Raw genomic sequence first — 13,240 nt, 5'->3', positions numbered from 1 at the left:
AATGCACATAAAATAAAAGAGTGTTGTTATAATGATTAGAATTTGATAAGATTAAATAGTAGCAATAGAATAAAAGTAGAGGAGAAAAAAATGAAAACAATAAAAGGTATGATGTTGGGAATTTTGTTTAGTGCTATATGCTTATCCTATTCGACTGTGTCGTTTGCAGAAGAAATAAATTCTGGTATGGATAGAGCCGCGACTGAGACATCAGAAACAAGAATCTCTGAGGCGCAAAAAGAAATTGACACTACACCACATTTTAAAATCAAAGAGCTTAAAGCAGTTGTAGGCGATAAAGGAATGTTAGAGGTTGAACAAATCGAAGGACTGAAAGATCTCAAAGGAACCTTTAAAGCTACTGTAGCAGATCAAAAAATCCTTTCAATCAACGCTCAAGGTGAATGGCAGGCATTAAGTGCTGGAAATACGAAAGCAACATTGGATTTTGAATGGGATAAAGCATCACTGGAAAAGATTCAGGAAAAATATCCTGAGTATAAACTGATCAAAAAAGACCTAGCTCAAGAAATCTCTGTAGAGGTGACAGCCGTGACTGAAGTTGATATTACACCTGAATATAATGTGGGAACGATCAGCGCCAAACTAGGCGAAACTGGGCAATTTTCAGTAGCTCCTATGGGTGGAGTAACGACACCAAAAGGAACCTTTACAGCTTATATTCCTGATGGAAAAGCAAAAGATATCATTTCAGTTGATGCGACTGGTAAATGGACAGCCTTAAAAGCTGGTACCACAGAATTTATCTTAGACTTCAAACTTTCTGATGAATCCTACAAAGAGATTCAAGATAAAAATCCTGGCAGTACCTTGATGTCACGAGATATTGCAAGATCGATCAATGTAGAAGTAAAACCTGCTGGTGTATTAGATATCACCCCGATCATTGACAGTGACTCGATCACTGGAAAAGTTGATGATACCGGACAGCTAAAAGTAAAACCAATCGAAGGAATCGAAGATACTGAAGGTTCTTTTGTTACATCTATAGCCGATCCTTCTATCATTGAAATTGATGCAGCTGGTAAGTGGACAGCATTGAAAGCTGGAACAACAGACGTCACGATTACGTACAATTGGTCTGATGAAACAATGAAGAAACTAGCTGAAAAGTATCCAGGATACGAGTTTTCTACAAAAGAAACAGCACAAGTAATTAAGGTGACCATTACTGAAAATACCACTGGTTCAACTAAGCCAGTCGGAACAACTAAACCTGTAGGAAAGCAGTTACCGGCAACGAATGATGCAAGTAGTAACAGTACTTGGATGGTGGGGGTACTGATGTTGGTTTTAGTTGCATTAGGATGGTCAAAAAGAGAAGCGTTAACTAAGTAAATGAATGGCTGAACAATCAAAAATAATTGGTTGTTCAGCTTTTTTTATATGCTATATAGCCTAACTATAACTAAGCAGAAACAGAAATCAGTATCATGTTCGAAAAAAAATGCAAAAAAACTTATGAAAACTTATTTAAAGTTGATTAAAAACTTATTATTATGCAAAACGGGAGTTATCTGCTATACTCAAAATAAATCAGGAGGTAGCCTATGGATCAAACTGAACGCATTGCTAAAATTTTAGAGTTGCTACAAGAAAAGGAAAAATTAGATGCAGCCGAGCTAGCAACGTATTTTCACGTTTCTAAAGACAGCATCCGTCGCGATATTTTATTGATCGTAAATGATGGTTTAGCTGAAAGATACCGTGGTGGAATCAGACTGCCAATTATCAAAACCAAAATCGAAAATTATTCCAAACGACTAGTCGCAAACAGTCAAGAAAAAATTCAAATAGCTCGTAAAGCAGTAAAAGAAATCTCAGCGAATCAAACGATTTGGCTGGACGTTTCGACCACGGCTCAATTTATCGCTAAAGAACTCACACAAGAAAATGTCTTAATCGTGACCAACTCGATCGACAATGCTTTATCCGCAACAGAAAAAAATAATGAGCAAGCCGTTTTTCTTCTAGGAGGGTACTTCAATTCACGCTCTCATTTGCTGCATGGGACGTCAATAATCACTCAATTAGCTAATTATTACTTTGACGTTGCATTTATCGGTGCATCCGGTATCAATGAAGCAGGTCTCTTTTATTCTGAACTGGAAGATATTGAATTAAAGCAAACGATCATTAAAAATGCTAAACGCACTTGTGTTGTGATGGACAGCTCGAAAGTTAGAAATACGACAAATTTTAAACTAGACTTCTCAGAGATAGATATGTTGATTACAGACAAACCATTACCCAAGACGCTCATCGCACAATTGAAAAAAGCGGAAGTACAAATTATTTTTGCAGAGGATGGGATTAAATGAAACTATTACTTCAAAATGTGTCCATAAGTGAGCCAACAGGCATAGATTCAGTAGATATTCTAATTGAAAATGAAACAATTACAACAATAGCAAACACAAAAGAACAAGCTTTTGTGAATGAAACAGTGGATAGTAAGATTAATGGACGCGGACAATTACTGATTCCAGGGATGCTTGATGTCCATATTCATGGAGCAAATAATTTTGATATGATGGACGGCACCACAAAAAGTATTCAAGAAGTGTCCAAAAAATGTTTGGAAACAGGCTGTACCGGATTTTTAGTCACATCAGTCACTTCTTCTTTAGATGCTTTACTAACAATGATCGATCGAACGAAAGATGTGATCGGACATGAAGAAGGAGCAAAAATCTTAGGAATTCACTTAGAGGTCCATATTTAAATGTGAAAAGAAAAGGCATGCAGGATCCTAACTATTTGAGAAATCCTGATTTAAATGAAATGGCGGCAATTTTTGAACGAGCCGGTGATTTGATCAAGATGGTTACCGTAGCACCAGAATTACCAGGCTGTTTAGAATTGATTGCCTATTTAAAAGAAAAAAACGTGGTCGTAGCAATTGCACATTCTGATGCAACTTATGAAGAAGCGCAAGAGGCTTTCAAGAAAGGGGCAACGCATATCACCCACTGCTTCAACGCCATGCCGCCAATTCATCATCGAGCACCAGGCTTGGTTACTGCCGCTCTCGAAAACGATCATGTTAGTGTTCAGGCGATCGTCGATGGAATTCATTTACATCCAGGAATTGTCCGTTTATTACACAAAATAAAAGGAGCGGATGGTATGGTATTGATCACAGACGCTTTACAGGCCATGGGAGTGGGCGATGGTGCTTACGAATTTGGTGGACATCATGTCACTGTTGAAAATGGAGTAGCTCGTTTAAAAGATGGCACATTAGCATCCAGCACAGTGACGATGAACGAAGCGCTTAAATTGAGCGTGGAAATGGGTATTCCGTTAAATGATGCAATTAAAATGGGGGCAACGACACCAGCCGTTATTTTAGGAGAGCAGAAAATTGGTAAGATTGCAGTCGGATATGATGCTGATTTGATTCTTTTAGATGAAGACTTTCGAGTAGTAAAAACAGTCTTAAAAGGACGAGTAAAATAAAAGTTGATTTGTATAGTAGAAGGGTGTGGGACAAAACTAAAAATCAGTTTTGATGTGCGCTCTATAACCGAATAATCGGCGAAAAAAAGCAGCTCCTTCGGAAATAAACACTTTTGTCTCGGGCTTTTAAGTCAGTCGTTATGTACCTGATTTAATTGATTATTTAATCTAGCTACTTCTTTTTTTAAGCGATTGATTGAAAGGACACAATAAAAAACGAGGCCTGCTAAAAGTGGATCGAGTAGTATATAAAGAATATCCATAACTATCTGATTCACGAGTCGAATCTGCTCGATCATATTTTATCTGCCCCGCAAATAATAGAAAGCACCATCATACCAACGATCCACTTTTTATTGATTTTTTTCATACTTATTTTCCTCCCATTAGTTTAAAAAAATATATCAAAATACGATATGAACTTAATTGTAAATCATATAGAGATAATTATAAACTAAAAGTATGAAAAATATTCTATTTACTTTTTATTGGGTAACAAATCTCAGTAATATAAAATTCTTCCTGTTCCTCAGTAGCTGGGCTAGAATGATAAATGTTAAAAGTGCTTCCAGTAATTACGTACTCATTCACTTCCAACCAGTCAGCCATATCGGCATGAATAGTTGGTATAGCATTGTAGGCACCGTTTGTTACAACTGAAGCGATTAAACCTGGTGAGAAGGTTTTGGTCTGTGGATACAAGGGTTTTAGCGATTCTGGAATACTGATCATGACTTCGATATCTAAGCTATCAGAAGCCGTGTTATGAAAAACTGCGATAGAATGACCCAATTTAGCTTGGTCTTCAGTTCGTATAGTAGAAAAAAGTTGTTGCCAAAGTTGCTCTTCTTCATAGTAAGAGGCTACTTTTTGATGATAAGTAAGAACGAATAGATCATTCATGATTTTTGTTTCGATCGGATAATTTACCGCTTCGGTTTTCGAAGTGGTATTTTTTCTTCTAACAGAGCTAAATAGGCAAGCTGTAGTTTCTTTTCAGCAAGTTCTGTTTCTAATAATGTTCGATGCTTTGCTAAATAATCAGCTAAATCGACATCGCCATCTAAAAAAGTTTTGATTTCTTTTAGTGGAATGCCAATATTTTTGAGTGAAAGAATTTGGTTCACCTGAGTAATCTGCTCAGGTGTATAGTAGCGGTAGTTATTATCTGTTTGAATGATCTTGGGTTTTAATAAATTTAATTTGTCGTAGTGCCTAAGCATACGTGGGCTGATGTTAGTCAATTTAGAAAATTCACTGATTTTAAACATAATTACTCCTTAAATGAATCTAGAATCACACTACTTCTATTATACGTTAAAACAAGTTGACTTTCACACTGTGTCAAGGTTTAAAATACAGGTAGGATAATCAAAGGAGGTGCTAGCAACTGTTTCTTGTTTTATACAGTTAAAAATAATGGACTATATTTCAGCAAAATCGATTTTATCAAAAAGCAGAACAAATGAATGGTTTGGAACAGATTACACGATGAATCTTTACAAAGGATGCCATCATGGATGTGTCTATTGTGATTCAAGGAGTGAGTGCTATCAGATCGATCAGTTTGATAAGGTACGCGCTAAGAAACAAGCAATTGAATTATTAAGCGAAGAGCTGTCTGGTAAAAAGAAAAAAGGCGTTGTCGGAACAGGATCGATGTCAGATCCATACAATTTTTTTGAACGTAGCCAAGAGTTGACATTACGATCATTGAAATTATTTCATCATTTTGGCTACGGTGTTTCAATTGCGACTAAAAGTAGTTTAGTTACACGTGATCAGCGAATTTTAAAAGAAATTGCCCAGCACTCGCCTGTCAATGTTAGTCTATCGGTCAGCACAATGGATGATGAGTTGGCCAAAAAATCGAGCGCTCAGTTAGTCCGCCATCTCAACGCTTAGAAGCTATTCGCCAATTAGCAGCTAGCGGGGTTTATGCGGGTGTTATCCTGATGCCGATGTTACCATTTCTCACCGATGATTGGTCAACGATTGAACTGATTGTTTTAAAAGCGGCAGAAGCTGGAGCGAAATATGTTTATCCTTTTTTTGGGATGACCTTGAGAGATCGGCAAAAAGAACATTACTTTAGATTTTTGGCGCACTATTTTCCTGAGATCTTAATCAAGTATAAAAAAAGCTATGGTCATGGTTATTACTGTGAAATTCAGAATCAAGCTCAAATTGCGAGTAAATTTCATGCACTTTGTGATAAATTAGGGATGGAATATCAAATGGAAAAAATCATATATAATTATCAAGCTTCTTATGTTTCAAGTCAGGGAACGTTGTTCGACTAAAATTTATTAGAAAGAGCTTTAAATAGTAAAGGAGTTTAAATATGCGCACATATGCAAATAAAGAAGAGTTGATTGCAGAAATAAAGAAAAGATATGAGAAATACGATGAAGAATTTATCGATGTGCCTGAAGAGCAGAAAGACATACGGATTGAAGAAGTGGACAAAACGCCTTCTGAAAATTTATCTTATCAGCTTGGTTGGGTAAATTTGATTCTTCAATGGGAACAAGAGGAGCAGGCGGGAAAAGTCGTTCAGACCCCTGCTGAGGGGTACAAATGGAATAATTTAGGTGGGTTATATCAATCTTTTTATGAAAAATATGGGAAATATAGTCTTGCTGAGCAAAGAGTCATGCTAAGAAATTCTGTTAATGAAGTATGTGACTGGCTGGAGACTCTTTCAGAGAAAGAGGTATTTGAAGCAGGCCAGAGAGAGTATGCAACCACCAAAGCGATGTGGCCGTTATACAAGTGGGTGCATATCAATACTGTGGCACCATTTACGAATTTCCGAACAAAAATCCGTAAATGGAAAAAACTTACTATGCTTAAGTAACAAAAGGGGAATAAAAAGGAATTCATCTCAAGTATTTAAATAAATAGAGAAGGCTGGAATGTAACTCGTAGAGTTATGTCCCAGCCTCCTCTGTTTGGCTATTTTTAATTAGTTATTAAACGTTCAACGATTAATTCAGTCATGGAAGTAACCTGCAAGTCTGCTCCTTTTAACGTTTCTGTAGCGGAAATTCCTACAGCATACATGCCGGCAGCTTTGATTCCCTCAATGCCAGCCTGAGCATCTTCAAAGCCAATGGCATCTTCTGGTTTAATATTGATACTTTCAGCGGCTTTTATGAAAATTTCGGGATCAGGTTTACCTTTTTTTAAGGTTTCTGGATCAACGATGTGTCCGAAGAAATCAAGAACCCCTAATTTTTCTAAAATCATGGGCGCATTTTTGGAAGCTGAAGCAATTGAACAAGGAATATTGTGCTCTTTTGCTTGAGTTAAAAAAGCGTGAACACCTGGCAATAAATCTGTTTCCGAAAGATCTGCTAAAAGCTTAACATATTCATCATTTTTGCTTTGTGCTAATGCTTCTTTTTCTGTTAAAGTAAAATCATTTTCTCGTTGACCGTAAGCTAAAATTTTATCTAAAGAATCCATGCGGCTGATTCCTTTTAAGGTTTCATTGAATGTCTCATCGATGGTGATGCCTAAATTTTTTGCGAGCTCTTTCCAAGCAATATAGTGAAACTTGGCTGTATCGGTAATAACGCCGTCTAAATCGAAAACAAAGCCTTTTTTCATGTGTATTCTCCTATCTGACAATTAGTAATTGATGGTTATTTCTTCATGAGCAATCAATGGATACTGCTGATCATTGACCAGTATGGTTGTATCTTGTGAGGGATAAACTCGAACGCAATGCTTTGAAACGGTTATTTCATAGTGAATCCCTTTGTGGTCGATGTTAAACGTCAGATCAGCCCAAGTTTCTGGTAAATTAGGTTTGATTGTCAAGTGTTTCTTTTTGATATCGATGCCAGCATAAGTGGTTAGGGTAACATAAATTGTTGCAGCCATAACACCAGTGTGGATGCCTTCTGCGGTCGTACCGCCCTGGATATCCTGATAATCTGAATGTAAGGCTTCTTGGTATAACTTCCAAGACAAATCGTGAAATGCTACCTCTTCGGCTAGTTGAGCATGAACGATTCTTGAAAGTGTAGAACCATGAGACGTTCTATTTAAATAGTATAAAAGGTTTTTTCAAGGTAATCAGTAGGTAGGTCATAGCCAAGTTCCTCTAAGATTTCATCGATTTTTTCTTTATTTAAATTATAGAACAACATTAAGGTATCTGCTTGTTTGGACACTTTATAATCATCTGGTGACTGTCCTTCGGCTTTTAAAATGCGGTCCATGCGGTAAATATTACCATACTTTTCTTTTGCTTGTTCCCAATCGACCTCTTTTAATGCAAAATAGCCTTCATATTGGGCGATGATCCCGTCTTCATTGATCTCCAGCGCTAAGCGTTTGCGGATATCTTTCATTTTTGCTAGATTTTCTTGTGTAATGTGTGTTTTATTAAATAATTCTGTCTGTTCTTGCGTATTTAATAGTGAAAGGATATTTTCTAATTCCTCAAATAACCAAACGACCATGATATTTGTATAAGCATTGTTTTTCAAGCCGCTTTCTGTGCTATTAGGGTATGCTTCGTGAAATTCATCTGGTCCCATAACTTTATCGATATAATAGCGGTCAGTTTTTTCATCGAAGGTTGCCGCACTGCGCCAGAAGTTCGCGATTTCCATTAACATCTCGGCACCATGTGCTTTGATGAATTGATCGTCACCGGAATTGTTCCAGTACATCCAGATATTGTACGCGATTGCTAGTGACACATGTCTTTGTAAGATACTGTGATCTTCGCCCCATTCGCCGTTCAATGGATTCAAATGAAGTTTTTGTGTATCTTCGCTGCCGTCAAGACCAGATTGCCACGGATACATAGCGCCGTCATAGCCACTATCATGAGCATTCTCTTTTGCTTTACCTAAGCGATTATATCGATACATCAACAACTGTTTCGCTGTTTCAGGGAAATGTAGAATATAAAAAGGCAAGATAAAAATCTCATCCCAGAAAATATGTCCGCGATAGGCCTCACCGTGTAAGCCGCGAGCAGTTACAGAAACATCCAACTCATTATTACTAAATGGAGAAGCTGAAACAAGTAGGTGGTAGGTATGGATCCGTAATAATTTTTGAGACATTAGATCGCCTGTAACTTGAATATCTGCTTTTTCCCATAAGGATTCCCAAGCCTGCTTACTTTCAGCAAATTCTGAATCAAAAGAAGTGGCAGGAGCCACAGGCTTTTTCCAGGTTGTTTCGGCTATGGAAGCTTGGACTTGGACGTGTTTTTCAAGTGTATATGTTTTGTTTTGTTCAGCATAAAACGAAACCTCCTGTTCGATCTTTTGCTCGCTTATCGAATGACTGACTTTATCAGGTTCAAAAAATCACCAATGATTTTGGCTGATTGAAGAATGTTAATGTTTGAGTGATTGGTCTGAACTTCGATCATTGTCCTGTTTTTCTCTGCTTCCAAGTGAGTGATATGAAAGTGTTTAGCCGTTAGATTACGATATCTTTCGACATTGAAATTATAGACCGAGCCGTCAGTTTCAGTTTTGACTGTCATCTGTTTAGAAAAGTTTAATGGCGTAAAGGAGTATTTGATACTATAGTTATTCATTTTCGCCATATTTACAATTTTATGAGCGGTGATTTTTACTTGATGTTGCTGTGGATCTTCAATGACCATATGAGAAGTGAACAAGCCGCTTTTTAAGTCTAGATTTCGGTGCAAGTAATGTAATGTCGCATTTTCAAGTGTCAACCATTCATCGGTTCCAGCAACTTTGATGCTGATATATTGGTTGTTTGGCGTGTTGACAAAGTCTTCATTTTCAACAATTTGACCAGCGATTTCTGATTTCTCTTCATTGTAGAGCCCGGCGATATAAGTGGCAGGATAATGATCTTTTGTAAGGGACATTTCAGGTGTCGTACCGCGCAGTCCCATAAAACCATTGCCTGTCGTCAGTAAGGACTCAACTGAATATTCTTCTTTTCCAGGTGTATAGCCGAAATAATCTAAATGCCAAGTGGAATCTTCTGCTTTTTCTTTAAACGCTGTTGCTAAATCTACAGCAGCAACCTGTTCAGAAGTTGTAAGTATTGGGCAATTTAATAATTCTGAAAAATGTTTGATAAGATTCTCTATTCCTGCATTTAAAAGTGTTACGTGGGTATTTTTAAGATAAAATTCGGGTGGAATTGTATCTAAAACAGCGCCATTGATAGTTGGGTATTGTTCGTTAATTTTCATTGCCAAGCATTCAATTGTGCTTGGAAATTCAAAATCAGAGAATGAAAACTCCTGTTGGGATACTAGCAACTGTTGTTTTTTCTCTTGAACATATAAAGTATCTTGCGTAAATGAGAGGAACAAATAGTTCATAGTGGCGACTCCTGACTAAGATTTTTTTGAACTTGTATAGACATGTCGTTTTCGTTTTTATTATAGTATGAATCGTTTATAAATACAAGTGAAGGCCTAAAGAAATGTTTTCGTTTAGGTAGTTAGTTGTTGAGAATGCTATATTTTTAGGGGAGAATGTGCTATCATTTTCTTTGAGTATCCTAGGGTGGAGGGATGGACATGAATAAATTTCATGATATATTTTTAGAGCTTGAAAAAGGTATTCTAGAAGGCGATTATCAGCCAGGGACATTGCTGCCAAGTGAAAATCAATTGGTCGAGCAATACTCTGTTTCAAGAGAGACGATTCGCAAAGCACTGAATTTACTGATCAACGCAGGTTATATCCAAAAAAAGCAAGGTAAAGGCTCGATCGTTTTAAATGTTAGAAAATTTGATTTGCCGATTTCAGGAGTGATCAGTTATAAAGAATTGCAGAATGCTCAGCAAATACATAGCATCACCAGAGTTGTGGAACTGGAAGAAGAGACCGTCAGTGAATCGCTAGCGCGTTTGACTGGTTGGAAGAAAGATGCGGCGGTCTGGCGACTTGTGCGTCAAAGAGAGATCGATGGGGAAGTGGTGATCGTTGATATCGATTACTTATTAAAAGAGATTATTCAAGAGCTGCCTAAAGAGCGGGCAGCGGACTCTATTTACGATTATTTTGAAAACGATTTAGGACTAGCTATCAGCTATGCACAAAAAGAGATCACTGTCGAAGCGGTAACAGAAGCTGATCGAAAGTTAATGAGTATCAATGAAGATACTCATGTTGTGGTCGTTCGCAGTGTTGTGAGCTTAGAAGATACACGTTGTTTTGAGTACACGGAATCGAGACATAGATTAGACAAATTTAAGTTTGTCGATTTTGCCAGAAGAAGAAAAGCATAAAAAATTTGGTTGTTTCTAGGAGATGAAAGTACTAATGTATATAGGGATAATCTATTTCATTGTCATTATTTTAGCAAATACGGTCGGTGCTATTTCGGGCATGGGGGGTGGCGTGATCATCAAACCTGTACTGGATACCTTGCATTTTCATCCGTTGGCAGCTATTTCATTTTATTCTAGTGTAGCAGTTTTTACGATGTCGATCGTTTCTACATTGAGGCAGATGAAAAATGGTCTGAAGTTACAAATTCCAATTGCGGCATTGGTATCTTTGGGTTCTGTAGTAGGTGGGATTTCTGGGAATGGGGTCTTTGAAACTCTGTTACGGTTCTTTTCTGATGAGAAATATGTTCAATTGATTCAGATCTGTTTGACGATCGTAACGTTGTTATTTGCTTTTTTCTATACAAAAATGGGTAATGAGCGTTCCTTTAAGTTATCTCATCCTGTTTGGTATGTGATTGTAGGCTTGTTTTTAGGGTTTATTTCTACTTTATTGGGAATTGGCGGCGGACCAATTAATGTGGCGTTATTGATGCTATGTTTTGGAATACCGATCAAAGAAGCAACTGTTTATTCGATCATCACGATTTTCTTTTCACAGGCAGCAAAATTAGTTACGATTGCACAAACAACTGGTTTTGGCCGATTTGACTTGGCTATCTTATGGTATGTGATTCCAGCTGCTGTTTTGGGTGGCTTTATTGGAGCTTGATTAGTGGAAAAATTTCTTCTGAAAGAGTGACACAAGTATTTCAGGTTGTCATTATTTTAGTCTTGCTGTTGAATTTATGGAATGGGGTACAATTGTTTATTTAATCAAGAGAATGATTATTTTTACACTACACGAGGTGTTGAGGGGGCGTATAATGGAGTATCATGTAAAGCAGTTTTCACAATTGACGACGAAGGAATTTCTAGAACTTGTAAAACTTAGAATCGCTGTATTTGTAGTTGAGCAAAACTGTCCTTATCAAGAGGTGGACGATGCTGATGAGTTGGCGTATCATACTTGGTTGCAAGAAGGAACAGATATTGTGGGCTATACCCGAATCATTGATAAAGGAGATACAGTGACTTTTGGCAGAGTAATAGTGAATCCTGATTATCGTGGAAAAAAATTGGGGAACAAACTTGTAGAAGAAACGTTGAAAGTAGTAGAAGATAAATATCCAACCCGTCCGATCATCATTGGTGCACAAGCTCATTTGACAGAGTTTTATGGAGCGTTTGGGTTTGAAGTGATTTCTGATGTGTATTTAGAAGATGATATTCCTCATGTTGAGATGAGAAAAATTAAATGAGATGGATGCAAAAGGCATCTAGCGTAATGTAGTAGTTGTTTTTGCTCCAACCGTTTATTTGGATACCTTGAGGCTGAGACATAACTCGAAGAGTTATGTCTCAGTCTTATTTTGGATCAGGGCTAGAAATCAAAAATGGGGATTATTGAACCCAGTTACATAATATAAAAATAAATATACTAGCCAAAGTACACCCAATAACAAAATAATGCGGGCGAACCAATTTGTTTTTATGTTCAATTGCCAGCCAACGACTATAAAGGCGAGACCTACAACACAATTTATAACAAATGTTCCTAGGCGAGGTTGGATTAATAGTGTAAAAATCCCTAAAAAGATAAGTGTGGAAATCGGTAAGCTAATGTTAGTCAAGTTTTTTTTCATGCTAATTTACCTCCTTTAGTATAAAGTATACAGGAATTATTAGAGTAATGTATACGTTTTAAGGAAATGGTACTATAAACAAAAAACTTTCCTAACAAACATAAGCATACCTATGTTTGTTAGGAAAGTTAAGTTATGGCTATAAGGCTACTCGATAATTATTTTTTGATGTTTTCAGAGCTAACCTTTGTATCATTGTTTAGCGTTGCAGTATTTTGCGCCGCAAGTAAATCACGGATTTGTTCTAATAAGTCATCCGTTGTAGGTCCAGTAACTTCTTCTTCCTCAGCTTGAGGTTTTTTCTTCATTTTGTTAACGGCTTTTACAATTAGGAATAAAACAAAAGCAGTGATTAAAAATGTAATAAGAGCACTGATCACATCACCAATGTTGAATGCTACACCTTTGACATGGAAAACAAGAGCTCCTAAAGCATCATCCGCACTTTTTTCTCCAGTAGTCAATACGAAAACTAAACTAACTAACGGCGTAATCAATCCATTAACGATTTGTGTAACAATAGCAGTAAAAGCAGAACCAATAACGACCCCAACAGCTAAATCAAGGACATTACCACGCATAATAAATTCTTTAAATTCTTTAATCATCAGTTCATCCATCCTTTCTCAAGTTCAGTATACAAAAGAAATAAAAAAATTTGAAATGAAAGACTCTTACATCGATGAAAGACCATTGAGCTGTGCTATAATTAAATAGATATAGAAAATCTTAAAAAAACGTTTAAAAACGTCCAGATGATTGTATTTCATGCTGGGCTTTATTATGATGAAAAACAAAGAGGAGCTGACAA

13 protein-coding genes and 2 pseudogenes are annotated in these 13,240 nt (G+C 36.9%); 10 read left to right on the top strand and 5 right to left on the bottom strand.

The window, feature by feature from the left end; translation table 11 throughout:
• The first annotated feature begins 90 nt into the window (after positions 1–90).
• The 4 genes from V192_RS0107070 (at position 91) to nagA (ending at position 3,483) form a co-directional block, all read left to right on the top strand.
• On the top strand, positions 91–1,359 hold the full coding sequence (locus V192_RS0107070; RefSeq protein ID WP_025870322.1) for a hypothetical protein: 1,269 nt from the start codon (positions 91–93) through the stop codon (positions 1,357–1,359).
• Positions 1,360–1,571: 212 nt separating this feature from the next.
• A complete protein-coding gene (locus V192_RS0107065; RefSeq protein ID WP_025870320.1) occupies positions 1,572–2,342 on the top strand; it encodes a DeoR/GlpR family DNA-binding transcription regulator in 771 nt (256 codons plus the stop codon).
• Complete coding sequence (locus V192_RS22065) at positions 2,339–2,746, top strand: amidohydrolase family protein (RefSeq protein WP_239644599.1); 408 nt, start codon at positions 2,339–2,341, stop codon at positions 2,744–2,746. The genes V192_RS0107065 and V192_RS22065 overlap by 4 nt, the downstream gene beginning before the upstream one ends.
• A 2-nt stretch (positions 2,747–2,748) precedes the next feature.
• Entirely contained in the window at positions 2,749–3,483 is a 735-nt protein-coding gene (gene nagA / locus V192_RS22060; RefSeq protein WP_239644598.1) for an N-acetylglucosamine-6-phosphate deacetylase, read from the top strand.
• 474 nt (positions 3,484–3,957) lie between these two features.
• Here nagA and V192_RS22055 read toward each other — a convergent pair whose 3' ends face one another.
• Together V192_RS22055 and V192_RS22050 are read right to left on the bottom strand one after the other, a co-directional pair.
• On the bottom strand, positions 3,958–4,386 hold the full coding sequence (locus V192_RS22055) for a GyrI-like domain-containing protein (protein WP_239644597.1): 429 nt from the start codon (positions 4,384–4,386) through the stop codon (positions 3,958–3,960).
• 23 nt (positions 4,387–4,409) lie between these two features.
• Positions 4,410–4,754: a MerR family transcriptional regulator gene (locus V192_RS22050; RefSeq protein WP_239644596.1), complete on the bottom strand. Its 345-nt coding sequence runs from the start codon at positions 4,752–4,754 to the stop codon at positions 4,410–4,412.
• 148 nt (positions 4,755–4,902) lie between these two features.
• Between V192_RS22050 and V192_RS21745 the strand changes: the two genes are divergently transcribed.
• The 3 genes from V192_RS21745 to V192_RS0107045 are packed head-to-tail and all read left to right on the top strand — an operon-like array spanning position 4,903 to position 6,343.
• The gene (locus tag V192_RS21745; RefSeq protein WP_204367682.1) at positions 4,903–5,388 is read left to right on the top strand and encodes an SPL family radical SAM protein; all 486 of its coding nucleotides are present in this window, start codon (positions 4,903–4,905) and stop codon (positions 5,386–5,388) included.
• A gap of 50 nt (positions 5,389–5,438) precedes the next feature.
• On the top strand, positions 5,439–5,786 hold the full coding sequence (locus V192_RS21740; RefSeq protein ID WP_204367681.1) for a hypothetical protein: 348 nt from the start codon (positions 5,439–5,441) through the stop codon (positions 5,784–5,786).
• Between the two features lie 41 nt (positions 5,787–5,827).
• Positions 5,828–6,343 (top strand): ClbS/DfsB family four-helix bundle protein, encoded by a 516-nt coding sequence (locus V192_RS0107045; protein WP_025870318.1) that lies wholly within the window; start codon positions 5,828–5,830, stop codon positions 6,341–6,343.
• A gap of 104 nt (positions 6,344–6,447) precedes the next feature.
• On the opposite strand, the gene pgmB is transcribed toward V192_RS0107045, so the two are convergent.
• Together pgmB and V192_RS22715 are read right to left on the bottom strand one after the other, a co-directional pair.
• Positions 6,448–7,098: a beta-phosphoglucomutase gene (pgmB, locus tag V192_RS0107040; protein WP_025870316.1), complete on the bottom strand. Its 651-nt coding sequence runs from the start codon at positions 7,096–7,098 to the stop codon at positions 6,448–6,450.
• A 21-nt stretch (positions 7,099–7,119) separates the two neighbouring features.
• Positions 7,120–9,870, bottom strand: a pseudogene (locus tag V192_RS22715) (glycoside hydrolase family 65 protein).
• 157 nt (positions 9,871–10,027) lie between these two features.
• Here V192_RS22715 and treR point away from each other — a divergent pair.
• The 3 genes and pseudogenes from treR (at position 10,028) to V192_RS0107020 (ending at position 12,045) form a co-directional block, all read left to right on the top strand.
• A complete protein-coding gene (treR, locus tag V192_RS0107030) occupies positions 10,028–10,741 on the top strand; it encodes a trehalose operon repressor (protein WP_025870314.1) in 714 nt (237 codons plus the stop codon).
• 34 nt (positions 10,742–10,775) lie between these two features.
• A pseudogene (locus V192_RS19570) lies at positions 10,776–11,560 on the top strand (sulfite exporter TauE/SafE family protein).
• A gap of 50 nt (positions 11,561–11,610) precedes the next feature.
• The gene (locus V192_RS0107020; protein WP_025870312.1) at positions 11,611–12,045 is read left to right on the top strand and encodes a GNAT family N-acetyltransferase; all 435 of its coding nucleotides are present in this window, start codon (positions 11,611–11,613) and stop codon (positions 12,043–12,045) included.
• Positions 12,046–12,587: 542 nt separating this feature from the next.
• Here V192_RS0107020 and mscL read toward each other — a convergent pair.
• Positions 12,588–13,037 carry a large conductance mechanosensitive channel protein MscL gene (gene mscL / locus V192_RS0107010; RefSeq protein ID WP_025870308.1) on the bottom strand — a complete coding sequence of 150 codons (450 nt, stop codon included), beginning with the start codon at positions 13,035–13,037 and terminating at the stop codon, positions 12,588–12,590.
• Positions 13,038–13,240: the final 203 nt, after the last annotated feature.

Source organism: Enterococcus crotali (assembly GCF_000633635.1).
Taxonomy (GTDB): Bacteria; Bacillota; Bacilli; order Lactobacillales; family Enterococcaceae; genus Enterococcus_L; species Enterococcus_L crotali.
The sequence above is the reverse complement of the archived record's forward strand: the minus strand, read 5'-3'. Positions and strand labels throughout refer to the sequence as shown.